Here is a 23,909-nt window from a genome sequence, read left to right as displayed (position 1 = left end):
ACCGTCGTCGTCGTGATCGCGTCCGCCGAGGTGCCCGAGTCGATGCGGTGCAGCGTGCTGCGCGCCGCCGGTGACCTGGAGGTGCGGCAGCGGGCGGTGCCCCACCCCGGGCCGCGCGAGGTGCTTGTCCGGGTGGGCGCGGTCGGCACCTGCGGGTCCGACGTGCACTACTTCCGGCACGGCCGGATCGGCGAGTTCGTGGTGCGCGAGCCGCTGGTGCTCGGGCACGAGCCGTCGGGACGGGTCGTCGCCGTCGGTCCCGGGGTCGACGCCGCCCGGATCGGCGAGCGGGTGTCGCTGGAGCCCGGCGTCCCCTGCCGGCGCTGCCGGTACTGCCACACCGGTGCCTACAACCTGTGCCCGGACATCGTCTTCTTCGCGACGCCGCCGGTGGACGGCGCGTTCGCCGATTACGTCACGATCGCCGACGACTTCGCCCACCCGGTGCCCGACCACGTGTCGGACGACGCGGCCGCGCTGCTCGAACCGCTCTCCGTGGCGATCTGGGCGAACCGGAAGGCCGGGACCGGCCTCGGGTCGCGGCTGCTCGTCGCGGGGGCCGGGCCGATCGGGCTGCTGGTCGCCCAGGTGGCCGCCGTGCAGGGCGCGGCCGAGATCCTGGTCAGCGACCCGGACCCGGTGCGCCGCGAGCTCGCCCGCGCGTTCGGTGCGACGGCGACGCTCGACCCGGCCGCCGACGCCGTGTCCACGTCGGACGCCGTCGACGCCTTCGTGGACTGCTCCGGCGTCGCGCCCGCGGTGGCCACCGGGCTGCGCGCCGTGCGGCCCGGCGGGACGGTGGTGCTGGTCGGCATGGGTGCCGACGAGATGACGCTGCCGGTCTCCGCGCTGCAGTCCCGGGAGATCGTCCTGACCGGCACCTTCCGCTACGCCAACACCTGGCCCACCGCGGTGCGCCTCGCCGCCTCCGGGTCGGTCGACCTGGACCGGCTGGTGACCGGGCACGTCGACCTCGACCACGTCGGGGACGCGCTCGACCCCGGGCCGTCCCAGGTGAAGATCATGGTCCGTCCGTGACCCCTGCCGTACTGGCTGCCCGGCCGGGCTGGGAACGGCGGGCCGCCGCCCTGGTGCGCTCCGCCCCGGCGGGACCGGCCGGGAACCGGCTGGTCACCGTCGACGGGTTCTCCGGCGCCGGGAAGACCACCCGCTCCGGCGAACTGGCCCGCGAGCTGGGGGCGCCGCTGCTGGAGATCGAGGACCTCTGCCCCGGCTGGGCCGGCCTGCCCCGTGCGCCGGAGCTGGCCCGGCACGGGATCGGCGAGCCGCTCGCGGCCGGGCGGACGCTGCGCTGGACGTCGTGGGACTGGGAGCGCGACCGGCCCGGGCCGGAGCGGGAGCAGCCGCCGGCGGGCATCGTCGTGCTGGAGGGGTGCGGGGCGGGCGCCGCGCCGCTGGCACCGGTCACGTCGCTGGTGGTGTGGGTGGACGTGCCCGCGGACGTCCGGGAGGAACGGCTGCGGGCACGTCCGGACTGGCCGCTGTACCGGCCCCACTGGGACGGGTGGCGGCGTGCCGAGGAGGAGCTGGCGGCGGACGGCCGCACCCGGGAGCGGGCCGGCCTGTTGCTGGTCGACCCTTGACGACACACGTCCGCGGCCCGGCACCACCCCCCAGGAGGCGCCGGACCACGGATCGCGGATCGGCCGGGTTCCCGCCCGGCCGTGGTCTCAGGGCCGCGCGCGGCGGACGACCAGGTACCCACCCGCCGTCGCGACGGCCGCGAGGATCAACGGCCAGCCGGCCATCAGCACCACGGTGGGGGTGTCGACGAAGAACCGGCCGAAGGCGACCCAGGCGTCCTGCCAGGTCACCGTGACGACCACCGCCCCCAGCGCGAGCACGATGCCGACCATGACCGCCCACACCCCGACCTGGCCCCAGCGGCGGAAGACCGCACCGATCGCGACGAACACGAGCGCGATCGTCAGCAGCGGCACCCAGTAGGTCACGACCTGCAGGAGGACGTTCTGCTCGGGCATGAACGTCATCGAGAAGAAGTCCATCCCGATGCCCCAGCCCGCGGTGGCCCGCTCCAGCTCCAGCAGCACGGTCAGCGCGACGGCGTGCACCAGCGTCTCCGCGGCCAGCAGCAGGCAGATGCCCGCGTAGAAGTGCTTGCGGGTGAGACCCAGGCTCAGCGCGAACGGCATCACCTGGGTCATCGCGGTGAGGTAGAAGCCCCCCACGATGAAGAACAGGGCGGAGACCGCGCCCGTCGTGCCCGCGCCGGCGTCGTCGACGTTGGCCCGGATCGTCCACCAGATCGCGAAGTTCACCGCGAAGATGGCGGCCAGGATCAGCCACGGTCCCCCGACCCGCTCCCGGACGTCGACCATGTTCATCCGCAGGGCCGCGCCGATCCGGCTCGTGCCGGTGACGGGCCGCTCGGGCGCGGTGGTGACGGCGGCGGTCATGACAGGACCTCCCGGTCGGTACGGGCCCCGTCGACGCGGGGCCCGGCGTTCAGCTGCGTGGTGCGGACGACGAGCTGCTGCAGCGAGACCGGCTCGAACTGCAGGTCCGGCTCGGCCCGCTCCGGGCGCGCCCCGGAGAGCGTGACCCGCAGGAACCCGCCGAGCTGCTCGCGGTGGAGCTCCACGTGCCCGCGGGCGAAGCGCTCCACCGGCTCGACCGGCCCGGTGACGGTGACGGCGCGCCCCCGCAGGTCCTCCGCGTCGGAGTCGATCAGCACGCGGCCCTGGTCGATCAGCACGACGTGCTCGATCAGGTCGGACACCTCGTCGATCAGGTGGGTGGACAGCACCACCGTGCGGGGGTGCTCGGCGTAGTCGGCGAGCAGGCGGTCGTAGAACAGCTGCCGGGCGACGGCGTCGAGACCGAGGTAGGGCTCGTCGAAGAAGGTCAGCGGGGCCCGCGAGGCGAGCCCGACCACCACACCGACCGCGGACTGCTGGCCGCGGGAGAGCTTCTTGCAGGCCCGGTTCGCCGGCAGCCCGAACTCGGCGACGAGCTGGTCGGCGAAGGCCTGGTCCCAGTGCGGGTAGACGGACGCCGCGGCGCGCAGGGCGTGCCGGACCTTGTAGGCGTCCGGGTACTTCAGCGACTCGCGGATGAAGCAGGTGCGGGCGAGGACCGGGGCGTTCTCGTAGGGCCGCTCGCCGAAGATCTCCGCGGTGCCGGACGTCGCGAAGTTCTGCGCGGTGAGGATCTGCATCGCGGTGGTCTTGCCGGCGCCGTTGCGGCCGAGCAGGCCGTGGATGCGGTTCTCCTCGAGCGTGAAGCTCACGTCGTCCAGTGCGGTCACGTCGCCGTAGCTCTTGGTCACGCCGTGCATCGCGATCACGCTCATCGCTCGTCCCCCCAGACGTCGATCATCTTCTTCAGCTGCTCCGGGTCGAGCCCGATCTTGCGCGCCTCAGTGACCAGCGGAGCGATGTACCGGCGGGCGAAGTCCTCCCGCCTGCTCTCCAGCAAACGGGTCCGCGCCCCTTCGGCCACGAACATCCCGATCCCCCGTCTCTTGTAGAGGACACCCTCGCTGACCAGCTGGTTCAGCCCCTTCGCCGCGGTCGCCGGGTTGATCCGGTGGAACGCGGCGAGCTCGTTGCTGGACGGGACCTGGGTCTCCTCGGGGTAGGTCCCGTCCACCACCGCGGAGGTGATCTCCCCGGCGATCTGCACGAACAGCGGGCGGCCGTCGTCGTTCACGGCGACCTCCCGGTGTTGTAGTGCGGTGGTTCATTACTCATGTAATGAACCATAGAGCCGAAGAACCTCTCCGTCCAGCCGGCCTTCTATTTCCGTCGTGTCTTATATAAGCTGCGGCCGTGCACGCGTTCGACGTCCTGGGCGACCCCGTCCGACGCCGGATCCTCGAGCTGCTGGCCCGCGGCGAACACACCGCGGGCGGCGTCACCGAAGTCATCCGGGCCGAGTTCGGGATCTCCCAGCCTGCCGTGTCGCAGCAGCTGAAGGTGTTGCGGGAGAACGGATTCGCCACCGTCCGGGCGGAGGGGACGCGGCGCATCTACGCCGTCGACCAGTCCGGGGTGGACGACGCCGGGCAGTGGCTCGACGGGCTGCGCGCCTTCTGGTCGCAGCGCCTCGACGCACTGGACACCGAGCTCGCGCGCGGCCGTCGTCACCGCCGGAAAGGGACCTCCGCATGACCGCGACACCCGGAACCGTGACCCGCGATCCCGACGGACGGGCACGGCTCACCTTCCGCCGCACGTTCCCCGAGCCCGTGGACGACGTCTGGTCGGCGATCACCGATCCCGGCCGGTGCGCCCGCTGGTTCGGCACCTGGACCGGGGACGCCCGGCCCGGCGGGACCGTCCGGCTCAGCCTGACCAGCGACGAGGACGGTGGTGGCCCGCCGTCCGACGCCAGGATCGTCGTCTGCGAGCCGCCGCACGAGCTGGCCGTGGAGATCGCCGAGGAGTCGGGGCCGCCGTGGGAGCTGGCCGTCTCCCTCACCCCGGACCCGCCGTCGGGGACCGTGCTCGTGTTCGAGCACGTGCTGCCGGACGGGTTCTCCCCCGCCGACGCCGGGCCGGGCTGGCACTGGTACCTCGACCGGCTCGCCGCGACCCTCTCGGACTCGGCGATGCCCGACTGGGAGCAGACCCTGGCCGCGACCGGCCCGCACTACCCCCGCTGAGCCCGTCGCCCGGGACGTCGGGACGCACGGTACGGCCCCGCCGAGGGCCGTACCGTGCAGCTCGGCCGCGTGGCCTGCGGGCGCGCCCCGGCGCGGCCTGTCAGCTTCAGGTGCTGCGGGGTCAGGCCGGCGCGGGGGCGGGACGCGCACGCGTCCGCGTGGCCGCCGCCAGGAGCAGGCAGCCCGCCGCCAGCAGGACGCCGTGGGCGATCCGCACCCCCGGTGCAGCGAAGAACTGCGGCAGGTACAGCACCAGAGCGGCCGCGAACACGCCCGCCGCGGCCACCGGGACGGTGCCGCCGCTGCGCCGTGCCGCGACCAGCACCGCGACGCCCGCCGCGGCCAGCGCGAGCAGGCCGGCGGCGAACGTCGTCACCGCCCAGGGGTCCATCCGGATCGCCTCGCCGACCGCCACCGCGTCCGGACCGGTGAGCCGGCCCAGCGCGAACGCCTCGGCGCCGTAGTAGGGCAGCACCAGCGCCGCCCCGGTCCCGGCCGCCACGACGGCGACCCGGGCCGCCCGCTCCCCCGTCGTGCCGTGCAGCCGCTGCCGCACCGCGACCAGCCCCGGGACGAGCAGCGCGAACCCGAGCACCCCGAGCAGGTGCGACGGCACCCACCACGGCTGCGCCCACACCTGCGGGCCGTCCACGTACGGGCGCAACGCCGGGTACGCCGCGAACGCCACCCCCGCCACGCCGAGTGCCACCGCGCCACCGTTCCGCACCATCCCGCATCCCCTCTCCCGAACGACGAGAGCAATGCTCTCCTCTCGGAGCGCCAATCGCAAGAGCGGTGCTCTTGAATGTGACCGGTGGTCTACGGTGGTGCGGATGAACGCCTCCCGCACGGCCCGCGAACGGGCCCGCACCGAGCTCGTCGCCGAGATCACCGCGGCCGCGCGGCGGCAGCTGGCCGAGACCGGGGCCGCCGCGCTGTCGATGCGCGCGGTGTCCCGGGAGATCGGGATGGTGTCGTCCGCGCTGCACCGGTACTTCCCGACCCGCGACGACCTGCTCACCGCGCTGATCGTGCAGAGCTACGAGGCCCTCGCCGGCGCCGTCGGCCCGGCCGCGCGCGCCGAGCCGGACCCCGCGGGCCGCTGGCGGGCGATCGCCCGCGCGGTGCGCACCTGGGCACTGGCGCACCCGCACGAGTACGCGCTGATCTACGGCTCCCCCGTCCCCGGCTACCGGGCGCCCGCCGAGACCGTCCCGTCGGCCGCCCGGGTGATCGCCCCGTTCGCGGAGCTGCTCGCCGACGCGCACGCCGCCGGCACGCTGCGGCTGCCCGAGGACACCGCGTCCGCTCCGGCGGGCGACGCCGCGCGGCTGCGGGACGCGCTCGGGACCCCGGACCTGCCCGACGCCGCGCTCCTGGCCGGCGTCACCGCGTGGACCGGCGTGTTCGGGCACGTCTCGTTCGAGCTGTTCGGCCAGTTCGAGAACGTCCTCGAGGACCGCGACGCCGTCTTCGAGGGCACCGTCGAGCGCCTCGGCCGCCTCGCCGGGCTGGTCCCCTGACCGCGGGCGCCCTCAGGAGCCGGGCCGGATCCGCTCCACCAGCGCCGACCACGAGTCCCGCCAGGACGCGAACCGCCCCTGCTCGACCCGCACCACCAGGGTGAGCGCCGCGACCGCGACGAGGACCGCCAGCAGCAGGTCGCCGAACAGGCCCAGCCCGCCACGCCCGTTGCCCAGCGACGCCGCGGCCGTCCCGACCGGCGGCAGCCAGGAACTCGTCCCGGTGACCACCAGGACCGTCAGGGCGGCGACGAGCGCCACGCCCTGGCTGCGGAACAGCGGCCGCGCGAACACCGATCCGACGGCGGCGCCGGTGATCCCGCAGGCCAGGTGCGCCAGCAGGCCGTCGAGCAGGCCACCCGTCGTCGCCGTGCCCCAGGCGGCGACCACCCCCCACACGGCGGCGACGAGACCGAGCGCGGCCACCCCGGCCGTCGCCGCCAGCAGCACCCCGGCGGCGACCGGCAGCGGCCCGCCCGCGGCGGACAGCGTCACGGTGCGGGCGGTGTCGTCCTCCGTCTCGGCGACCGCGTGCGCCAGCCAGGCACCCACCGGGTACAGCAGCAGGGCACTCGCCGCCCACGGCTCCGGGAGCGGCCCGGGTGCCCCGCCGAAGAGGATCGCGAGGAAGCCGACGTAGAGCACGGCGGGCGCGATGAACCGCTCGGACCGCGCGACGTCCTCACCCAGCAGCATGGCCACGGCCACGGCGGAACGGGCCCTCCTCACCACGCGGGCCCCCGTGCGCCGCGGCGCGGGCGCGCGGCGCGGTGGGCCTCGGCGTAGGGGGTCCGGTCGGGCTGCGGCGCCGCCCCGGGGCCGTCGCCCACCGGGCCGGACGCACCCCTCGGCGTCCGGCCGGAGGGCGCGCCGTCCCGGGGCCGCTCGGTACGGACCGGGCGCACGGACCGGACGGCACATCCGGCGGAGAGGGCGGCGGCGAGCCAGGCGTCGGCCTCCGGGGCGGGCACCCGCACGGTGAAGCGGCCCGGGGCGGCGCCCTCGACCCGCGCCGGCGGCAGGACCTGCTCGATCAACGGGCGAGGATCGCCGGCGCACGCCAGGTCGATCCGCATCATCGCGCCGGGTGGCGGCGCCGCCGGCAACGGCACCGACTCGGGATCGGCGTCGGTCGCGATCCGGCCCTCCCGGAGCCGGTGCACCCGTGCCCCGGGCAGCTCGAGGGCGGTGCCGGTGTGGTCGGTGACCAGGGTCGCCCCGGTGCGGCCGGCGAGCAGCCGGGTGAGGGCGTCGGCGGCGTCGTCGTCGAGGCCGGACCAGGGCTCGTCCAGGACGAGCGCGCCCGGGTCGCACACCAGTGCCTGGACGAGGCCGATCTTCTGGGTGTTGCCCTTGGAGAGCTCGGCCATCGGCTCGTCGTCGTCACCGTCGTAGCCGAGCTCGGTGAGCAGCTCGTCGGCCCGGTCGAGGAGGTCGTCGGGCTCGAGCCCGCGGACCCGGGCGAGGTGGTCGAGCCAGCGCCGCGGCGGGATCTTCATCGTGGCGGGGAACCGGTCGGGCAGGTACCCGACGACGGCGGGCCGGTCCTCGACCGCACCCGCGGTGGGCACCACGGCGCCCGCGGCGATCCGCAGCAGGGTCGACTTCCCCGCGCCGTTCCCACCGCGCAGCACGGTGGCGACGGCCGGATCGACGTCCAGATCGACACCCCGCAGCGCGACCGTCCCGGACGCATGGGTGTGGTGGATGCCGACGAGGCGCACGACCACCTCCACCTGTCCGACGGCTCCGAGTTCGCCGATCAGGTTCGCACAGCACGACGGACGGGCCCCCAGCCGGTAGCACAGCGCTGCACGCCGTGGTGGGACCGGCACGCAGGGCGTCCGGATTCACCCGCCCGTCGCAGCGGGCCGTGTACTCAGCGCGGCGCTGCGTCGGCCTCCTCCACCCCGCCGCGGGCGCGACGCTGCCGGACCTTCCGCCAGACCAGCCACACCAGGACGAGCGCGCCGGCCACCGCGACGACCTTGCTGATCGGCGACATGTAGCCCTCGACGACCTCCCAGCGCTCCCCGAGCGCGAACCCGAGGTAGACGAACAGGGCGTTCCACACGGCGCTGCCGAGCGCGGAGAGCGCCGTGAACCGGGACAGCGGCATCCCGGCGATGCCGGCCGGGATCGAGATCAGGCTCCGGACGATCGGGATGCACCGTCCCCCGAGCACGAACCAGCTGCCGTAGCGCTCGAAGAGGACGAGTCCCTTCTCCAGGTCCTTCTGGCTGGAGAGGACGAACCAGCGCTTCCCGGCGAGGGCGTGCACCCGCTCGAAGCCCAGCCACGACCCCAGGGCGTAGAGGACGAGTGCACCGGCGACGGCGCCGATCGTCGCGGCCGCCCAGACCCCGATCGGGTCCATCGCGCCGGTCGACGCACGGAACCCGCCGAGCGGGAGGATGACCTCCGACGGGATCGGCGGGATCACGTTCTCCAGGAAGATCAGCAAGCCGATCCCGGCCGCGCCCAGCCGGTCCACGATGTCGAACACCCATTGCGTCACGCCCACCATGGTGCATGTCCGGCGAACCGGACATCGTCCGGGATCACCCGGAGTGACTCCCGGACCCGCGTCAGCCGGGCAGCCGGAACTGGATCCGCTCGATCGAGGTGCACAGCGGGGCGACCATCTCGCGCCGGATCCGGTTGTGCTCGTCGTCGGCGTCGTAGATCCGGTACGACTCCTCGTCGGGCAGGTCGAGGGTCAGCACGAAGTGTGCGTTGCCCTCGCGGAGCCCCAGGTCGAGACCGGCCATGAGGTCCAGGTCGAGGCCCTCGACCTCGAGGTCGCGCAGCGCCTGCAAGCCCTTCTCGATCTCCGCGGGACCGACCCCGTCCTTCAGCCGTCCCACGACCACGTTGCGGATCATCCGCCGACCCTACGACGGCCGGGACGACCCCCGCGACGACACCGAGGCCCCGCCGGCCAGGGTGCCGGCGGGGCCTCGGTGGGCGGAACGGGATCAGGCGGCCGCGGTGGCCGACTCCCCCTTCGCGGCCCGGTCACGCAGGCTCTGCGGGACGTCGAACCGGTCGCCGTAGGACGCCTTGAGCTCGTCCGCGCGCGCGACGAAGCCGGCCGGGCCACCGGGGTAGCCCTCGATGTACTGGAGCACGCCACCGGTCCAGGCCGGGAAGCCGATGCCGAAGATCGAGCCGATGTTGGCGTCGGCCACGGTCTCCAGCACGCCCTCGTCGACGCAACGCACGGTCTCGATCGACTCGATGAACAGCATGCGCTCCGACAGCTCGTGCAGGTCGACGTCGTGGTTCGTCGCGCCGAACTGCTCGCGCAGGCCCGGCCAGAGCCCGGCGCGCTTGCCGTCGGAGTACTCGTAGAACCCGGCGCCCGAGCTCTTGCCCTTGCGGTCGTACTCGTCGAGCATCCGGTCGATCACCGCGTCGGACGGGTGCGGGGTCCAGGTGCCACCGGCGGCCTCGACGCCCTTCTTCGTCTCCTCGCGGATCTTGCGCGGCAGCGTCAGGGTCAGCTCGTCCATCAGCTGCAGCACCGGTGCCGGGTACCCGGCCTGCGACGACGCCTGCTCGATCGTCTGCGGGTCGATGCCCTCGGCGATCATCGCGACGCCCTCGTTGATGAAGGTGCCGATCACGCGGCTGGTGAAGAACCCGCGGGAGTCGTTGACGACGATCGGCGTCTTCTTGATCCCGAGCGTGAGGTCGAACGCCTTGGCCAGGGCCTCGTCGTTGGTCCGCTCGCCCTTGATGATCTCGACCAGCGGCATCTTGTCCACCGGCGAGAAGAAGTGCAGGCCGATGAAGTCGTCCGGCCGGTCGACGCCCTTCGCGAGCTCGGTGATCGGCAGGGTCGAGGTGTTCGAGCACAGCAGCGCGTCCGGCTGGATGTGCTTGGCCGCCTCGCGGAACACCTCCTGCTTGAGCTCGACCGACTCGAACACGGCCTCGATGACGACGTCGCAGCCGGCGAGATCGGCGTAGTCGTCGGTCGGGGTGATCCGGCCGAGCAGGGCGTCGCCCTTCTCCTGGGTGGTCTTCCCGCGGGAGACGCCCTTCTCGACCAGGCTCTGCGAGTACGCCTTGCCCTTGTCGGCCGCCTCCTTCGAGACGTCCTTCAGGACGACGTCCCAGCCGGCGAGCGAGCAGACGTAGGCGATGCCCGCGCCCATCATCCCGGCGCCGAGCACGGCGACCTTGGTGGGCTGCCACTTCTCGGGGCCGTCCGGGCGGGACTTGCCGCCGTTGATCGCGTTCAGGTCGAAGAAGAACGCCTTGGTCATGTTCTTCGAGACCTGGCCGGTGACGAGCTCGGCGAAGTACCGGCCCTCGATCCGCAGCGCGGTGTCGAAGTCGACCTGGGAGCCCTCGACGGCCGCGGCCAGGATGTTGCGCGGGGCCGGCATCGGGGCGCCCTTGAGCTGCTTGCGCAGGTTCGCCGGGAAGGCGGGCAGGATCGAGGCCAGCGACGGGTTCGACGGGGTGCCGCCGGGGATCTTGTACTTCGGCTTGTCCCAGGGCTGCGCGGCCTCCGGGTTCGCCGCGATCCACGCCTTGGCCTTCGCCAGCACCTCGTCGGGCGTGGCGGCCAGCTCGTCGACGATCCCCAGCTCGAGGGCCTTGGCCGGCTTGTGCCGCTGGCCCTGTGCGAGGACGTTCATGAAGCCGTTGGCGATGCCGAGCATCCGGGTGATGCGGGTGACGCCGCCGCCCCCGGGGAGCAGGCCCAGCGAGACCTCCGGCAGGCCGTAGACGACGCCCTTGGCATCGATCCCGACCCGGTGGTGGCACGCCAGCCCGATCTCCAGGCCACCGCCGAGCGCGGTGCCCGCCATCGCGGCGACGACGGGCTTGCCGAGGGTCTCCAGCTTGCGCAGCTGGGCCTTGACCTCGGTGACGTTCTCGAACACCTGGGCGCCGTCGTCCGGGCCGGCGGACGAGAGCTGCTCCAGGTCGCCACCGGCGAAGAAGGTCTTCTTCGCCGAGGTGACGATCACGCCGGTGATGTCGTCCTTCGCGGCGACGAGTTCGTCGACGACCTCGCCCATGGCCGCCTTGTAGCGGTCGTTCATGGTGTTGGCGCTGCGGCCGGGGTCGTCGAGGGTGACGATCGCGATCCCGTCCGCGTCCTTCTCCCAGCGGACGGCCTTCTGCTCACTCACTGTGATTCGTTCCTTCCGAAGTCCGCTGCCGGTCTCACACACGCTCGACGATGGTCGCGATGCCCATGCCGCCGCCCACGCACAGCGTGGCGAGGCCACGGCGCAGGTCGCGGCGCTCGAGCTCGTCGACCAGGGTGCCGAGGATCATCGCGCCGGTGGCGCCGAGCGGGTGGCCCATCGCGATGGCGCCGCCGTTGACGTTGGTCTGCTCGGCCGAGATGCCCATGTCACGCATGTAGCGCAGGGCGACCGCGGCGAACGCTTCGTTGATCTCGAAGAGGTCGATGTCGTCGACGGTGAGGCCGGCCTTGGCGAGCGCCTTCTTCGACGCCGGTGCCGGGCCGGACAGCATGATCGTCGGGTCGGCGCCGGACAGCGCGGTGGCGACGATCCGGGCCCGCGGGGTCAGGCCGTTGGCCTTCCCGGCCGCCTCGGTGCCGATCAGCGTCAGGGCGGCGCCGTCGACGATGCCCGACGAGTTCCCGGCGTGGTGCACGTGGTCGATCTGCTCGACCCAGTGGTACTGCTGCAGAGCGACGGCGTCGAACCCGCCGTCGCGGCCCATCATCTCGAACGACGGCTTCAGCCCGCCCAGGCTCTCCAGCGTGGCGCCGGCCCGTACGTGCTCGTCGCGGTCGAGGATCGTCAGACCGTTGCGGTCCTTCACCGGGACCACCGAGTTGGCGAAGTACCCGTTCGCCCACGCCTTGGCGGCGCGGGTCTGGGACTCGACGGCGAAGGTGTCGACGTCCTCGCGGGAGAAGCCCTCGAGGGTGGCGATCAGGTCGGCGCCGATGCCCTGCGGCACGAAGCCGGTCTCGTAGGCGGTGTCCGGGTCCATCGCCCAGGCGCCGCCGTCGGAGCCCATCGGCACGCGGCTCATGGCCTCGACGCCACCGGCGACGACCATCTCCTCCATGCCCGAACGCACCTTCTGGGTGGCGGTGTTGACCGCCTCCAGCCCGGAGGCGCAGAACCGGTTGAGCTGGACACCGGCGACGGTGTCGGGCAGACCGGCGGCGATGGCGGCGGTCTTGGCGATGTCACCGCCCTGGTCGCCGACCGGGGAGACGACGCCGAGCACCAGGTCGTCGATGACGGCCGGGTCGAGCTCGGGGTTGCGGGCGCGCAGCTCGTCGATCAGACCGACCACCAGGGAGATCGGCTTGACCTCGTGCAGCGAGCCGGAGGCCTTGCCCCGGCCGCGCGGTGTGCGGATCGCGTCGTAGATGTAGGCCTCGGGGATATCGCTCATCCGAACCTCTCGTGGGTGGTCGGGCGCTGGGGTCCAGCGCGAGGCGCGACGGGCGCCGTCGCCTCCTACTTACCGGTAGCTTTTGTTACAGCAGCACTGTCACATGGTCAAGGCGCACGCCCGAGTATGTGACAGCATCGATGTCACATCAAGACTGTCACGTTCGCGTCCGGGCCCGTAACCTGCTCGCCATGTCCGCCGCGCCGACCGAGTCCGAGGACCTCCTGACCGTCGACCAGCTCGCCGAGCGGACCGGGGTCTCGGTGCGGACCATCCGGTTCTACGCGGGCAAGGGCCTCATCCCCGCACCACGGCTGCGCGGCCGCACGGGCCTGTACGACGCCGGGCACCGCGCCCGCCTCGAACTGATCAGCGAGCTGACCGGGCTGGGCTTCACCCTCGCCGCGATCGAACGGCAGCTGGAACGGCTCCCGCACGACGCCGGCCCCGAGGATCTCGCGCTGCAACGGGCGCTGCTCACCCCGTGGATCCCGGAGAGCGGCGAGGACCTGACCCGCGCCGAGCTGGACCGCCGGGCGGGCCACCGGCTGTCCGACGCCGACGTCGACACCCTCGCCCACCTCGGCGCCCTCGTCCGGCGCGACGACGGCACCGTCCGCGTGCACGGCGCCATCGCACTGGCCACCGGACTGGACGCGCTCGCCTCCGGGCTGCCGCCCGAGCTCTGGCAGCGCGCCCAGGCGGCGATCGAGAAGCACACCGCGGCCCTGGCCGAGGACCTCATGAGCCTGTTCCAGGACGAGGTGCTCCAGCCCTACCGGGACCGCGGCCGCCCCGCCGACGAGCGCACCCGGCTCGCCGCGGCGCTGTCCCGGCTCAAGCCCGTCACCGTGCAGGGCGTCGTCGCGACGTTCGGCCGGGCCGTGAACCGGACGATCCGGGAGCGGGTGGGCGGGACGCCGCAGAACGGGTGATCACCCGCGGGCCGCCGTAGCATCGCGCCATGGCGTCGTTCGAGTTCCCGGTCCGGGTGCGCTACCACGAGGTGGACGCGCAGGGTGTCGTCTTCAACGCCTGGTACCTCGCCTGGTTCGACGAGGCGATGACCGAGTTCCTCGAGTTCCGCGGCCTCACCTACCGCGCGATGCTCGACGCCGGGTTCGACGTCCAGCTCGTCCACACCGAGATCGACTGGCGGGCCGGGGTGGGCTGGGGCGAGGACGTCGCCGTCGCCGTCTCCACGGCCCGGCTCGGCCGCACGAGCTTCGCCCTCGACTTCCAGGTCCGCAGCACCGGCGAGGACGGCGAGGTCGTCGTCACCTGCGACTGCCGCACCGTCTACGTGGTCATCGCCGTCGACGGCTCCGGCAAGCAGGAGATCCCGCCGCTGATCCGGCACGCGCTCGGCGAGCCGGAGCCGATGCTGCCCTTCGCCTGATCAGACCGCGGGCCGGATGCGGCCCCGCACCTCGCCGAGGGAGAAGCGGCTCCCGTCGGCCGCGGGTGCGGTCGCGGTGACGACGACCTCGTCGCCGTCGGACAGCCAGCTGCGCGGGGTGCCGCCCGGGAGCATCACCGGGTCCCGGCCGTTCCAGGACAGCTCCAGCAGCGAGCCGAACTGCTCCCGGCGGGGACCGGAGACGGTGCCCGAGCCGAGCAGGTCGCCCGCACGGAGACCGGCCCCGTTCGACGTCAGGTGGGCCACCATCTGCTCCGGCGACCAGTAGAGGTCGGCCGCGGGCGGGGACGAGACCCGGTGCCCGTCGAGGTGCACCTCCAGGCCGATGTCGAGACCGCGGGCGGGCTCCCGCGGGGACAGGTACGGCAGCGGCGCCGGGTCGTGCGGCGGGAGCGGGACGCGGGCCGCCGCCAGCTCCGCCATCGGCGTCACCCACGCCGAGATCGACGTCGCGAACGACTTGCCCAGGTGCGGGCCGAGCGGCCGGGTCTCGAACCCCTGGACGTCGCGGGCCGACCAGTCGTTGAGCAGCACGACGCCGAAGACGTGGTCCGCCGCGTCGTCCACGGACACCGGGCCGGGAACCGGTCCACCCAGGACGAACCCGAGCTCCGCCTCCAGATCGAGCCGGCGGGTCGGGCCGAAGTCGTCCACGCCGCGCTGCCCGGACGGGCGCACCACCGGGCTGCCGCTGACCCGCACCGTCCCCGCGCGACCGTGGTAGCCGACCGGGAGGTGGCGCCAGTTCGGGGTGAGCGGCTCGGCGTCCGGCCGGAAGATCAGCCCGGCGTTCCGCGCGTGCTGCTCGCAGGCGTAGAAGTCGACGTAGTCGGCGACGGTGAAGGGCAGGACGGGGACGAGCCCGTCGACCGGCAGCCGGTGCGCCGCGGCCCGCTCGTGGTCGTCGCGCCAACCCCGCAGCCACTCGACGACCTCGCGCCAGGCCGGGGCGCCGGCGTCGAGCAGGCGGTCGAGGTTCGGCGCGGTCAGCAGCTCCGGGTGGGGGCCGCGCTGCGCGGTGGCGAGCGACCCGACGTCGAGCAGACCGCCGTCGGGCAGCGGGCACACGATCCGTGAGCCGCCGGGGCGACCGGCCCCCGCGACCGCGCCGAGCGCGAGTCCGGGCGGCGGGCTGGACGGGAGCTGCGGCGCGATCGTCACGGCGTCCGACCGTACCCGGACACACCGCGATCCGGCCCCCCGCGCTGCACCCGTCCGACCGCCCCTCGCACAGACCGGCTGCCTCCCGCACGGGTTGCCTGCCTCCCGCACAGGTTGGCGGCATCCGCACAGGTTGGCTGCCTCCCGCACGGGTCCGGTCCCGTGCGGGAGCCCGTGAGCCTGTGCGGTTCAGCGGAACCTGTGCGGCTCGCGGTGGGACGGGACGGGCAGGGAGCGTTTCGGTGGCGGGAACCCCGGACCCTGGTGGTGCGTTCGTCCTCCGTGCCCGGTTCGGTCGGACCGGGCGTGACTCCCCGATTCCAGGAGGACACCCCCAGATGGGTCTGCTCGACAAGCTCAAGGAGCGCCTCACCGGCGGCCAGGCCGAGCCCCGGCAGCACGCCGGGTTCGACGGAACGCCGCAGCAGCCGCAGGACCCGGACCAGCAGGCGATCGAGCGCTACCGCTACATGCTCCGGACCGCCCCGCCGGAGCAGGTGGAGCAGGCGCACGCCGAGGCGTTCGCGAAGCTCACCCCGGAGCAGCGGCAGAAGGTCCTCACCGACGTCGGCGAGAACGTGCCGGAGTCCGAGCGGGCCACCTCGACCGAGCCACAGGCGCTGGCCCGGATGGCGACACGCGCCGAGATGCGCGAGCCCGGCACGATGGAGCGCTCGCTCGGCGGTGGCCGCGGACCGGGCATGGGCGGCATGATCGCCGGCTCGCTGCTGGCCGGCGTCGCGGGTGCGTTCATCGGGACCGCGATCGCCGACGCGATGTTCGACGACTCCGGCGACGCCGGCGGTGAGGACCTGGCCGCGGCCGACGAGCCCCCGGCCGAGGACCCCGGGTTCGACGGCGGGTTCGACGGCGGCGACATCGACTTCTGAGGCGGCGCGGGACCGGCCCGCCCACCCGGCGTGGGCGGGCCGGGGCCCCGGTCGCCGACACCGCTGCGTCACCGCCGGGGCGGGCCGTGATCCCGCAGCCGGGGGTAACCCGCGAGTAACACGTGTTTCGCCCGGATCCGGCGAGACAGTGACCCACGACGCATGCCAGAGTCGCGATCCGAGCATCCGTCCTACCGGACGTCGTCGATGACGAGTGGAGTACAACGAATGGCACAGCAGGTACGCGGGGTCGTTGCCCGCGCCAAGGGCGAGCCGGTGACGGTCGAGACGATCAACGTTCCCGATCCCGGTCCGGGCGAGGCCGTCGTGAAGATCCAGGCATGCGGGGTCTGCCACACCGACCTGCACTACAAGCTCGGCGGGATCAGCGACGAGTTCCCGTTCCTGCTCGGTCACGAGGCCGCCGGCATCGTCGAGTCCGTCGGCGAGGGCGTCTCCGACCTCGAGCCCGGGGACTACGTCGTCCTGAACTGGCGTGCGGTGTGCGGGGTCTGTCGCGCGTGCAAGAAGGGCAAGCCCCACCTCTGCTTCGACACGCACAACGCGAGCCAGAAGATGACCCTCACCGACGGCACCGAGCTCTCCCCCGCGCTCGGGATCGGTGCGTTCATCGAGAAGACCCTCGTCCACTCCGGACAGTGCACCAAGGTCGACCCGACCGCCCCGCCCGAGGTCGCCGGCCTGCTGGGCTGCGGCGTCATGGCCGGGCTCGGCGCCGCGGTCAACACCGGGCAGATCGGCCGCGGCGACTCCATCGCGGTGATCGGCTGCGGCGGTGTCGGTGACGCCGCCATCGCCGGCGCGAAGCTCGCCGGCGCGACGACCATCATCGCCGTCGACACCGACCCGAAGAAGCTGCAGTGGGCCGCCGACTTCGGCGCCACCCACACCGTCAACGCCAAGGAGCAGGACGCGGTCGAGGCCATCCAGGCCGCCACCGGCGGCTTCGGCGCCGACGTCGTCGTCGAGGCGGTGGGGCGCCCGGAGACCTACAAGCAGGCGTTCTACGCCCGCGACCTCGCCGGCACCGTCGTCCTGGTCGGGGTGCCCACCCCGGACCTGCAGGCACCGGAGATCCCGCTGATCGACTACTTCGGACGCGGTGGCGCACTCAAGTCCAGCTGGTACGGCGACTGTCTGCCCAGCCGTGACTTCCCGATGTACGTCGACCTGTTCCTGCAGGGCCGGTTCCCGCTGGACAAGTTCGTCACCGAGAAGATCGGCCTCGACGACATCGAGTCCGCCTTCGAGAAGATGCACCACGGTGAGGTCCTGCGTTCGGTGGTGATCCTCTGATGGCCCCCGTCGACCACGTCGTCACGTCCGGCACCTTCAACCTCGACGGCGGCAGCTTCGACGTCGACAACAACGTCTGGATCGTCGGCGACGACCGTGAGGTCTTCGTCATCGACGCCGCCCACGACGCCGTCGCGATCGCCGCAGCGGTCGGCGACCGCCGGGTCAAGGCCATCGTGTGCACCCACGCGCACGACGACCACGTCAACCAGGCTCCCGCGCTCGCCGACCGGTTCTCCGCGCCGATCCTGCTCAACCCGGCCGAGATGGTCCTCTGGGACATGACCTGGCCCGACCGCAAGCCCGACGACACGCTCGCCGACGGCCAGGTCCTCTCGGCCGGCGGCATCGACCTACGGGTGCTGCAGACCCCCGGCCACTCGCCGGGTTCGTCCTGCCTCTACGCGCCCGAGCTGAGGATCGTGTTCACCGGCGACACCCTCTTCCAGGGCGGTCCCGGCGCCACCGGACGGTCGTACTCGTCGTTCGACACGATCATCGAGTCGATCCGCACCACGCTGCTGACCCTGCCCGGCGACACGCAGGTCCGCACCGGCCACGGTGACTCGACGAAGATCGGCGACGAGGCACCGCACCTCGAGGAGTGGATCCGCAACGGGTCCTGACCCGCACGACGTCACACCCGGGCCCGGCACCGACCTCGGTGCCGGGCCCGCGTCGCGCCACGGCCCGCTCGTACCGAGCCGGCCCACAGCAACCCACCTCGCGCGGCCCGCCCGCACCGATACCGCACCCGCCCAGGCCGGCTGCACCGATGCCGCACAGCCTCCACGGCAGCCGCACAGGTACGCGGGCCCCCGCACAAGACCGATCCTGCGCGGGAGGCCGTTAACCTGTGCGGCAGCAGCGGCGTCGCTCTGCGCGCGCCCCGCGCCGCACCGCCGAGCCCAGCCGCGCCGCCGAGCCGAAGGCGCCCCCACCACCGGCCCGCCCCGCCGACGAGAACCCGTGGAACCGCACGGGTTCTGCAACAACCGCGCAGGTTTTCGGGCTGCCGCACGGGATCGGCCCTGTGCGGGAGGCCTCCGACCAGTGCGGCTGATTGGTTGGGCGGGGTGAGGTGGGTCAGGGGGCCCGGCGGCGGTGGCGCACGAACGGGGTGGCGATCAGCAGGGCCGCGGCTGCGGCGCCGAAGGCGGCGGCGAAGCCGAAGGGTTCGGCGATCGCGCCGAGGCCGGAGGCGCCGAGGCCGGTCCCGGCGTCGTAGGCGATGTTCCAGGCGGCGCTCGCGGCTCCGTAGTGCAGCGGGCCCGCGGCGGCGAAGAGGGTGACCATCGCGTCGTTCTGCACCAGGCCGAACCCCGCACCGACCGCGGCCGCGCCCACCATCAGGAACGCCGCACCGACCGGAGCGGCCAGCACGCCGGTCATCCCGGCCGCGGCGACGAGCGTCCCGATCGGCAGCAACGCCCCCGGTCGTCCGCTGCGGTCGGTGCGCGCACCGGCGACACCCCGCCCGACCAGCGCGCCGAGCGCGGTGGCGAACAGCGCGGCCGGCACCGCGAGGCCCGACCCGGGAGCGGCGAGCGGGGCGAACGTGATCACGCCGCCCTGGGCGGTCGAGCACACCAGCATCGCCAGGACCGGTGCGGCCGGGAGCCGGCGGCGGCCGTCACGGGGGTGGCCGGTGGCGCCGGCGAACGGCGACCGACGTGTGTATCCCGCGACGCCCGGCCCCGGCACCTCCGGAGCGTGTCCCGCGCCGCCCGGACCCGATCCGGTCCGACGGTCTCCCCCGGCGCCAGGCCCCGTCCGAGCGCGTCCCGCGACGGCCGGACCGCGCACGAACGCGATCACCAGCGCCCCGCCGACCGGGGCCAGCCCCGCGGCGACGAACACCCCCGTGAACCCGATCGCGTCGACGACGGCCACCCCGGCGGGCAGCAGCGCCAGCTGCGGGAGGCCGACCGCGTAGCCGTACCGGGCCGACGCCCGCCCGTGCGCCGACGGCTCGACCAGCTCGGCGACCAGGGCGCTGCCCGCCACCGTCGCCATCCCGAACCCGACACCGCGCACGGCCGAGACCGCCAGCACCGGCGCGAGGTCCGCGGTGAGTGCGAGCAGCGGCGTGGGCAGCCCGAGCAGCAGCGATCCCACCACGAGCACCGGGCGGTGCCCGACCCTCCGCAGCATCGCGGGCACGAGGAGCTGGGTGCCGACGGTGACCGCCATCAGCACCCCGGTCGTCAGCCCGGCGCCGAACTCGCCCGACCCGCCGCGCGCCACCCACAGCGGCACCACCGGCAGCAGCAGCGCGTAGCCGCCGAAACCGAGCGCGGTGGCACCGAGGAGCAGCAGGAACGGCGGGGAGGACAACGAGCGGGGCACGCCCCACCCTGTCAGTCCCCGGTCAGGTCCTGGGCAGCGCCTGTTCCACCATCGGGACGATGCCGTCGAGCGCGGCGGGCAGGCTCAGCACGGTCTGCCAGCCGAAGACGTTCTCCACCGCGCCCTCGAGGAAGATGCTGCGCTGCTCGCGGGTCACCGGCAGCCGGGAGACCAACTGGTCGTTCTCGACCGTGGCCCTCCCGCCGGGGGTGAAGGACAGCTGGTCCCAGACGAGCAGGTCGTGGTCCAGCTCGGTCGCCTGCTCGAAGCTCAGGTCGGCGTAGAAGTTGGTCCCGGCGATCTCGTCGAAGCGCGGCGGGGTGACGAACCCGAGGTTGCCGAAGAACCGCGACCGCGGGTCCTGCGAGGCGAAGATGCTGAAGTTGTCGGCGCCGCGGGTCGCGACCGCCGCCTGCTTGCCCGCCCACTGCGGGTTCGCGTCGCGGACCTGCGCGAACCGCGCGTCGAGGTCGGCGACCAGCTGGTCGGCCTGCGCCTCCCGGCCGAGCGCGCGCCCGGTGAACCGGGTCGCGTCCTGCCAGGGGACGCCGTAGTCGTTGAAGCCGGCCGGCGGGCCCACGGTCGGTGCGATCGCACTGATCGTGGCGTAGTTCTGCTGGTCCAGGTCGGAGTAGATGCCGATGATCAGATCCGGCTGCAGCGCGGCGATCTTCTCCGGCTCCAGCGTCGGCATGTTCAGGATCTGGGGCTGCGAGCCGGTCTGCTGCGCCGCGGCCGTCGCCCACGGCTGCACGGCGGTGTTCTCGTCGCCGTACCAGTAGCGGACGCCGACGACCGGCACTCCGAGCGCCAGGATCGCGTCGTGGTCGGAGTAGCCGATGCTCACGACCCGCTGCGGGGCGCGCTCGATCGTCGTCGAGCCGAACTTGTGCTCGATCGTCACCGGGAAGCCCTCGCCGTCGGCCGCGCCGCCGCTGCCCCCACCGGACTCACCACCACCGCACCCGGACAGCAGCACACCGCCCGCCGCCGCCAGCGAACCCAGCAGCACCTGCCGCCGTGAGAACTCCATGACCAGCACCTCCGTGATCGTTCCGGCGGAATGCTAGCCAGCGTTGCCTCACCTGCATACAGGTGACCCTGACATGATTCCTGCGCCGACGATCACACGATCGAGGTGACCGTGGATCAGCGGGAGCCCTGGCGCGGCGCCCCGCGCCGCACGGTGCGCGGCGCGTGCGGCAGGTCCAAGCCGTAGAGCCGGGCCGCGGTGCCACCGAGGACGGCCTCGCGGACGTCGTCGTCGAGCTCGGGGTAGCGGCCCCGCAGCGGCTCCGGGTAGCGGAACGTCATGAGGTCCCGGATCAGCCGGGCCGGCCGCACCAGCGGGTAGCCGCTGCCGAACATCAGCCGGTCCGGGCCGTAGGCGGCCAGCAGCTCCCCCAGCGCCTCCGCGGCGGGGACCGGGTCGCGGCGCAGCCCGACCAGCACCTCGGTGAGCAGGACGTGCACGTTCGGCAGCCGGGCCAGCCGGACCAGCGCCGCGGTCGGCGCGATCGTCGCCCCGAGCACGAACCGCACCCGGGGCAGGGCGGCGGCGAGCTCCCGCACCTCGGCGAGCTCGATCCCGCCGGCCGGGAGGGGGCCCGCGGTGCGTGCCCGCACCGGGAGCGCGGAGCCGGCCCGGACGGGCTCGGCCCAGCTGGGCCACCGCGGCCGCGGGGTGGCGTCCCCGGCGTCGACCACGCCGGCGTACGCCCAGCCCGGTGCCGCGGCCGGCGGCCGCGCCGTCGGTGCGACGCCGACGTGCACCACCCCGGCGCCCGCCTGCTCGGCGCGGATCAGGGTCCGCCGCAGCCACGACGCCCGCAGCGACACCGCCGTCTCCGGACGGCGCGAGGGCAGGACGGTCAGCGCGCGCATCCCGCCCCGGGTCACCTGGGCACCGATCCCGCGGGCCCGAGTCCGGTCGGCCGGGTCGAGCTCCCCGGCGAGCACCAGCCGTCCGGGATGTTCCTCGGCCAGCTCGGCGTGCCACCCGGGTGCCGCGAAGCCGAGCACGAACAGGTCGTCGAGCGTGGCCGGGACCAGGACGGCGCGGTCGACGGCCGACAGCACGTGTGCGGCCAGCGCGTCCGGCGTGACCAGGCCGAACGCATCGGCCGAGAGCGGCGACGGCGAGGGGTCGACCATCCGGTGCCGGTGGTGCAGGTCGGCGACGAACTGTTCCCCGGCCGGACCGGCCTGGTTGTGGGGGCGGCCGTCCCAGCCGTGGACCTGGGCGTCCACCACGGACGGGACGTCCGTACCCGCGCACCACCGGTCCACCTCGACCATCCCTCCACTCTCGCGAACCGGCCCGGCACGCGCAGGGCGTGCCGGGCCTTCGATCCGGACCCGCGACCCGGGTCCGGATCGCCGTCGTCGTATGCCGGGGTCAGCCCACCGACGGTCCGAGGCCCATCGACTGCGGTGTGCTCGAGTCCGGGTCGGGCTGCGGGATGCCCTCGTCCAGCTGGCCGAACTCCGTCATGAGCGCCTTGTTCCACGGCGTCTGCTCCTCGGCCACCAGCGAGTTGGTGGTGAGGATCAGGCCGGCCACCGACGCCCCGTTCTGCAGGGCGGAGCGGACCACCCGGAGCGGGTCGATGATCCCCAGCTCGACCATGTTCCCGAAGCGGCCCTCCAGCGCGTCGAACCCGTCGTCGGAGGCCATCGCGGTGACCTGCTTGACGACGTCGTCGCCGTCGTAGCCGGCGTTGGACGCGATGAGGTGCACCGGCTCGGACAGCGCGTGCCGGACGATCTCGACGCCGAGCCGGTAGTCCCCGGTGACGTCGAGGGCGTCGAGCGCCGGCTCGGCGTGCAGCAGCGCCGCGCCGCCGCCCGCGACGATGCCCTCGGCGACCGCGGCCCGGGTGGCCTGCAGCGAGTCGTCGACGCGGTGCCGGATCTCGCGGGTCTCGGCGTTCGTCGGAGCGCCCACCGAGATGATGGCGGCCTTACCGGAGAGCCGGGCGATCCGGTCGGAGAAGAAGTCCTCGTCGGTGCCGATGGTGGCCCTGGCGAGCTCGGCACGGAGCTGGGCCAGCCGGTTCTCCAGCGCGCCCCGGTCGCCCTTCCCGCCGATGAAGGTGGTGCTCTCACTGGTCACCCGCACCTGCGAGGCGCGGCCGAGGTGCTCGATGTCGATCTGCTCCAGCGAGAACGACGAGCTCTTCGAGTGCACCTTGCCCCCACACAGCGAGGCCATGTCCTCGAGCAGGTGGATGCGCTTCTCCCCGAACCCGGGCGCCTTGATCGCGACGGCCTGGAAGTGCCCGTTGACGTGGTTGTGCACCAGCATCTGGAGTGCGGTGCCCTCGACGGTCTCGGCGACGACGACCAGCGGCCGGCGCTCGTTGCGCATGATCCGGTCCAGCACCGGCATGATCTGCTGGACGTCCTTGATCTTCTCCGCGGAGAAGAGGATGTAGGGGTCGTCGACGATCGCCTCGAGGGTGCCGGGGTTGGTCACCATGTAGGGCGACACGTACCCGTTGTCGAACTCGAAGTCCTCGACGAACGAGACCGTGACGCCCGGGATCGGGGCGTCGTCGACAGTCACCACGCCGTCGTCGCCGACGGTGTGGAGCGCCCGCGCGACGACGTTGCCGATCGACCAGTCGTCGTTGGCGGAGATGGCGGCGACGCGGGCGTACTCCTCCTCGGAGCTCACCGGGTGCGAGACGGCCTGCAGCCGCTCCACCAGTGCCCCGACGGCGAGGTCGATGCCCCGCTTGACCAGGACGGGGTTGCCGCCGCGCTCGATCGCGCCCATGCCCTCGCGGACCATGGCCTGCGCGATGACGGTCGCGGTCGTCGTGCCGTCGCCGACGGTGTCGTTGGTCTTCACCGCCGCTTCCTTGAGCAGCTGGGCGCCCATGTTCTCGAACGGGTCGCGCAGGTGGATCTCGCGGGCGATGGTCACGCCGTCGTTCGTGACCTCGGGCGAGCCCGTGATCTTCTCCAGGATGACGTTGCGTCCCTTGGGACCGAGCGTGCTCTTGACGGCTTCGGCGAGCTGGTCGACGCCGGCCTGCAGCAGGTGCCGGCCCTCGGCACCGAAGCGGAGTTCCTTGGCCATGGTGGGAGTCCTCCCGGAGAAAGTTGGTCCAGTGCGCGGGTGCGGATCAACGTGAGCGGCGCCGCACCGCCCGAGCCGGCTCGGGTGTGTGGTGGGGCCCGCACCG

The 23,909-nt window shown here is 73.4% G+C and carries 25 protein-coding genes; 10 read left to right on the top strand and 15 right to left on the bottom strand.

Going from position 1 to position 23,909, the window contains the following annotated elements:
* Window positions 1-12 precede the first annotated feature (12 nt).
* Together Ae150APs1_RS18735 and Ae150APs1_RS18730 are read left to right on the top strand one after the other, a co-directional pair.
* The gene (locus Ae150APs1_RS18735) at window positions 13-1,038 is read left to right on the top strand and encodes an NAD(P)-dependent alcohol dehydrogenase (RefSeq protein WP_249266393.1); all 1,026 of its coding nucleotides are present in this window, start codon (window positions 13-15) and stop codon (window positions 1,036-1,038) included.
* Window positions 1,035-1,604: a hypothetical protein gene (locus Ae150APs1_RS18730; RefSeq protein ID WP_083680228.1), complete on the top strand. Its 570-nt coding sequence runs from the start codon at window positions 1,035-1,037 to the stop codon at window positions 1,602-1,604. Before Ae150APs1_RS18735 ends, Ae150APs1_RS18730 begins: the two co-directional genes overlap by 4 nt.
* A gap of 87 nt (window positions 1,605-1,691) precedes the next feature.
* Here the strand turns inward: Ae150APs1_RS18730 and Ae150APs1_RS18725 are convergent, their stop codons facing one another.
* The 3 genes from Ae150APs1_RS18725 to Ae150APs1_RS18715 are packed head-to-tail and all read right to left on the bottom strand — an operon-like array spanning window position 1,692 to window position 3,693.
* Window positions 1,692-2,438 carry a hypothetical protein gene (locus tag Ae150APs1_RS18725; RefSeq protein ID WP_010240408.1) on the bottom strand — a complete coding sequence of 249 codons (747 nt, stop codon included), beginning with the start codon at window positions 2,436-2,438 and terminating at the stop codon, window positions 1,692-1,694.
* Window positions 2,435-3,334, bottom strand: coding sequence for an ABC transporter ATP-binding protein (locus Ae150APs1_RS18720; RefSeq protein WP_075299294.1), 900 nt, complete (start codon window positions 3,332-3,334; stop codon window positions 2,435-2,437). Before Ae150APs1_RS18720 ends, Ae150APs1_RS18725 begins: the two co-directional genes overlap by 4 nt.
* Window positions 3,331-3,693 carry a GntR family transcriptional regulator gene (locus Ae150APs1_RS18715; protein WP_010240402.1) on the bottom strand — a complete coding sequence of 121 codons (363 nt, stop codon included), beginning with the start codon at window positions 3,691-3,693 and terminating at the stop codon, window positions 3,331-3,333. Before Ae150APs1_RS18715 ends, Ae150APs1_RS18720 begins: the two co-directional genes overlap by 4 nt.
* A gap of 119 nt (window positions 3,694-3,812) precedes the next feature.
* On the opposite strand from Ae150APs1_RS18715, the gene Ae150APs1_RS18710 reads away from it, so the two are divergent.
* Both Ae150APs1_RS18710 and Ae150APs1_RS18705 read left to right on the top strand, forming a co-directional pair.
* A complete protein-coding gene (locus Ae150APs1_RS18710) occupies window positions 3,813-4,154 on the top strand; it encodes a metalloregulator ArsR/SmtB family transcription factor (protein ID WP_075299292.1) in 342 nt (113 codons plus the stop codon).
* Complete coding sequence (locus Ae150APs1_RS18705) at window positions 4,151-4,648, top strand: SRPBCC family protein (RefSeq protein WP_010240397.1); 498 nt, start codon at window positions 4,151-4,153, stop codon at window positions 4,646-4,648. The genes Ae150APs1_RS18710 and Ae150APs1_RS18705 overlap by 4 nt, the downstream gene beginning before the upstream one ends.
* 121 nt (window positions 4,649-4,769) lie before the next feature.
* Here Ae150APs1_RS18705 and Ae150APs1_RS18700 read toward each other — a convergent pair whose 3' ends face one another.
* Complete coding sequence (locus Ae150APs1_RS18700; RefSeq protein WP_075299290.1) at window positions 4,770-5,378, bottom strand: hypothetical protein; 609 nt, start codon at window positions 5,376-5,378, stop codon at window positions 4,770-4,772.
* Window positions 5,379-5,481: 103 nt separating this feature from the next.
* Here Ae150APs1_RS18700 and Ae150APs1_RS18695 point away from each other — a divergent pair, with 103 nt between their 5' ends.
* A complete protein-coding gene (locus tag Ae150APs1_RS18695; RefSeq protein ID WP_075302283.1) occupies window positions 5,482-6,171 on the top strand; it encodes a TetR/AcrR family transcriptional regulator in 690 nt (229 codons plus the stop codon).
* 12 nt (window positions 6,172-6,183) lie between these two features.
* Here the strand turns inward: Ae150APs1_RS18695 and Ae150APs1_RS32155 are convergent, their stop codons facing one another.
* From Ae150APs1_RS32155 to Ae150APs1_RS18665, 6 genes are all read right to left on the bottom strand, one after another.
* Window positions 6,184-6,879, bottom strand: coding sequence for a hypothetical protein (locus Ae150APs1_RS32155; protein ID WP_075299288.1), 696 nt, complete (start codon window positions 6,877-6,879; stop codon window positions 6,184-6,186).
* A gap of 17 nt (window positions 6,880-6,896) precedes the next feature.
* Window positions 6,897-7,895 (bottom strand): ATP-binding cassette domain-containing protein, encoded by a 999-nt coding sequence (locus Ae150APs1_RS32910; protein ID WP_139316975.1) that lies wholly within the window; start codon window positions 7,893-7,895, stop codon window positions 6,897-6,899.
* Between the two features lie 155 nt (window positions 7,896-8,050).
* A complete protein-coding gene (locus tag Ae150APs1_RS18680; protein ID WP_249266392.1) occupies window positions 8,051-8,689 on the bottom strand; it encodes a DedA family protein in 639 nt (212 codons plus the stop codon).
* A 70-nt stretch (window positions 8,690-8,759) separates the two neighbouring features.
* Complete coding sequence (locus tag Ae150APs1_RS18675) at window positions 8,760-9,056, bottom strand: Dabb family protein (RefSeq protein ID WP_010232566.1); 297 nt, start codon at window positions 9,054-9,056, stop codon at window positions 8,760-8,762.
* Between the two features lie 93 nt (window positions 9,057-9,149).
* Window positions 9,150-11,324, bottom strand: a complete 2,175-nt coding sequence (locus Ae150APs1_RS18670) for a 3-hydroxyacyl-CoA dehydrogenase NAD-binding domain-containing protein (RefSeq protein WP_075299282.1) — start codon at window positions 11,322-11,324, stop codon at window positions 9,150-9,152.
* A 34-nt stretch (window positions 11,325-11,358) separates the two neighbouring features.
* On the bottom strand, window positions 11,359-12,579 hold the full coding sequence (locus tag Ae150APs1_RS18665) for an acetyl-CoA C-acetyltransferase (RefSeq protein ID WP_212567230.1): 1,221 nt from the start codon (window positions 12,577-12,579) through the stop codon (window positions 11,359-11,361).
* Window positions 12,580-12,770: 191 nt separating this feature from the next.
* On the opposite strand from Ae150APs1_RS18665, the gene Ae150APs1_RS18660 reads away from it, so the two are divergent.
* Entirely contained in the window at window positions 12,771-13,514 is a 744-nt protein-coding gene (locus Ae150APs1_RS18660; protein WP_075299280.1) for a MerR family transcriptional regulator, read from the top strand.
* A gap of 29 nt (window positions 13,515-13,543) precedes the next feature.
* Window positions 13,544-13,978 carry an acyl-CoA thioesterase gene (locus Ae150APs1_RS18655; protein ID WP_010232571.1) on the top strand — a complete coding sequence of 145 codons (435 nt, stop codon included), beginning with the start codon at window positions 13,544-13,546 and terminating at the stop codon, window positions 13,976-13,978.
* Here Ae150APs1_RS18655 and Ae150APs1_RS18650 read toward each other — a convergent pair whose 3' ends face one another.
* Window positions 13,979-15,160 carry a fumarylacetoacetate hydrolase family protein gene (locus Ae150APs1_RS18650; RefSeq protein WP_075299278.1) on the bottom strand — a complete coding sequence of 394 codons (1,182 nt, stop codon included), beginning with the start codon at window positions 15,158-15,160 and terminating at the stop codon, window positions 13,979-13,981.
* Window positions 15,161-15,498: 338 nt separating this feature from the next.
* Here Ae150APs1_RS18650 and Ae150APs1_RS18645 point away from each other — a divergent pair, with 338 nt between their 5' ends.
* The 3 genes from Ae150APs1_RS18645 (at window position 15,499) to Ae150APs1_RS18635 (ending at window position 17,993) form a co-directional block, all read left to right on the top strand.
* Window positions 15,499-16,050 carry a hypothetical protein gene (locus Ae150APs1_RS18645; RefSeq protein ID WP_075299276.1) on the top strand — a complete coding sequence of 184 codons (552 nt, stop codon included), beginning with the start codon at window positions 15,499-15,501 and terminating at the stop codon, window positions 16,048-16,050.
* Between the two features lie 228 nt (window positions 16,051-16,278).
* Window positions 16,279-17,367, top strand: coding sequence for an S-(hydroxymethyl)mycothiol dehydrogenase (locus tag Ae150APs1_RS18640; RefSeq protein WP_075299274.1), 1,089 nt, complete (start codon window positions 16,279-16,281; stop codon window positions 17,365-17,367).
* Window positions 17,367-17,993 (top strand): MBL fold metallo-hydrolase, encoded by a 627-nt coding sequence (locus Ae150APs1_RS18635; protein ID WP_075299272.1) that lies wholly within the window; start codon window positions 17,367-17,369, stop codon window positions 17,991-17,993. Before Ae150APs1_RS18640 ends, Ae150APs1_RS18635 begins: the two co-directional genes overlap by 1 nt.
* A gap of 460 nt (window positions 17,994-18,453) precedes the next feature.
* Here Ae150APs1_RS18635 and Ae150APs1_RS18630 read toward each other — a convergent pair whose 3' ends face one another.
* The 4 genes from Ae150APs1_RS18630 to groL all read right to left on the bottom strand — a co-directional run bounded on the left by Ae150APs1_RS18630 (window position 18,454) and on the right by groL (window position 23,803).
* A complete protein-coding gene (locus Ae150APs1_RS18630) occupies window positions 18,454-19,716 on the bottom strand; it encodes an MFS transporter (protein WP_075299270.1) in 1,263 nt (420 codons plus the stop codon).
* Between the two features lie 22 nt (window positions 19,717-19,738).
* The gene (locus Ae150APs1_RS18625) at window positions 19,739-20,749 is read right to left on the bottom strand and encodes an iron-siderophore ABC transporter substrate-binding protein (RefSeq protein WP_075302281.1); all 1,011 of its coding nucleotides are present in this window, start codon (window positions 20,747-20,749) and stop codon (window positions 19,739-19,741) included.
* A 116-nt stretch (window positions 20,750-20,865) separates the two neighbouring features.
* Window positions 20,866-22,014 (bottom strand): amidohydrolase family protein, encoded by a 1,149-nt coding sequence (locus Ae150APs1_RS18620; protein ID WP_075299268.1) that lies wholly within the window; start codon window positions 22,012-22,014, stop codon window positions 20,866-20,868.
* 100 nt (window positions 22,015-22,114) lie between these two features.
* A complete protein-coding gene (gene groL / locus Ae150APs1_RS18615) occupies window positions 22,115-23,803 on the bottom strand; it encodes a chaperonin GroEL (RefSeq protein WP_010242490.1) in 1,689 nt (562 codons plus the stop codon).
* Between the last annotated feature and the right edge of the window lie 106 nt (window positions 23,804-23,909).

Source organism: Pseudonocardia sp. Ae150A_Ps1 (assembly GCF_001932315.1).
Classification (GTDB): Bacteria; Actinomycetota; Actinomycetes; order Mycobacteriales; family Pseudonocardiaceae; genus Pseudonocardia.
Note: the sequence above shows the minus strand (reverse complement) of the source record. Positions and strands in the feature narration are given on the sequence as shown.

What these genes read in the sequence shown, in the direction of transcription:
- Ae150APs1_RS18655 (WP_010232571.1), top strand. Translation starts at nt 13,544, where the DNA reads ATGGCGTCGTTCGAGTTCCCGGTCCGGGTGCGCTACCACGAGGTGGAC.
- Ae150APs1_RS18635 (WP_075299272.1), top strand. Translation starts at nt 17,367, where the DNA reads ATGGCCCCCGTCGACCACGTCGTCACGTCCGGCACCTTCAACCTCGAC.
- Ae150APs1_RS18640 (WP_075299274.1), top strand. Translation starts at nt 16,279, where the DNA reads ATGGCACAGCAGGTACGCGGGGTCGTTGCCCGCGCCAAGGGCGAGCCG.
- Ae150APs1_RS18700 (WP_075299290.1), bottom strand. Translation starts at nt 5,378, where the DNA reads ATGGTGCGGAACGGTGGCGCGGTGGCACTCGGCGTGGCGGGGGTGGCG.
- Ae150APs1_RS18660 (WP_075299280.1), top strand. Translation starts at nt 12,771, where the DNA reads ATGTCCGCCGCGCCGACCGAGTCCGAGGACCTCCTGACCGTCGACCAG.
- Ae150APs1_RS18675 (WP_010232566.1), bottom strand. Translation starts at nt 9,056, where the DNA reads ATGATCCGCAACGTGGTCGTGGGACGGCTGAAGGACGGGGTCGGTCCC.
- Ae150APs1_RS18705 (WP_010240397.1), top strand. Translation starts at nt 4,151, where the DNA reads ATGACCGCGACACCCGGAACCGTGACCCGCGATCCCGACGGACGGGCA.
- Ae150APs1_RS18720 (WP_075299294.1), bottom strand. Translation starts at nt 3,334, where the DNA reads ATGAGCGTGATCGCGATGCACGGCGTGACCAAGAGCTACGGCGACGTG.
- Ae150APs1_RS18665 (WP_212567230.1), bottom strand. Translation starts at nt 12,579, where the DNA reads ATGAGCGATATCCCCGAGGCCTACATCTACGACGCGATCCGCACACCG.
- groL (WP_010242490.1), bottom strand. Translation starts at nt 23,803, where the DNA reads ATGGCCAAGGAACTCCGCTTCGGTGCCGAGGGCCGGCACCTGCTGCAG.
- Ae150APs1_RS18645 (WP_075299276.1), top strand. Translation starts at nt 15,499, where the DNA reads ATGGGTCTGCTCGACAAGCTCAAGGAGCGCCTCACCGGCGGCCAGGCC.
- Ae150APs1_RS18695 (WP_075302283.1), top strand. Translation starts at nt 5,482, where the DNA reads ATGAACGCCTCCCGCACGGCCCGCGAACGGGCCCGCACCGAGCTCGTC.
- Ae150APs1_RS18625 (WP_075302281.1), bottom strand. Translation starts at nt 20,749, where the DNA reads ATGGAGTTCTCACGGCGGCAGGTGCTGCTGGGTTCGCTGGCGGCGGCG.
- Ae150APs1_RS18725 (WP_010240408.1), bottom strand. Translation starts at nt 2,438, where the DNA reads ATGACCGCCGCCGTCACCACCGCGCCCGAGCGGCCCGTCACCGGCACG.
- Ae150APs1_RS18620 (WP_075299268.1), bottom strand. Translation starts at nt 22,014, where the DNA reads ATGGTCGAGGTGGACCGGTGGTGCGCGGGTACGGACGTCCCGTCCGTG.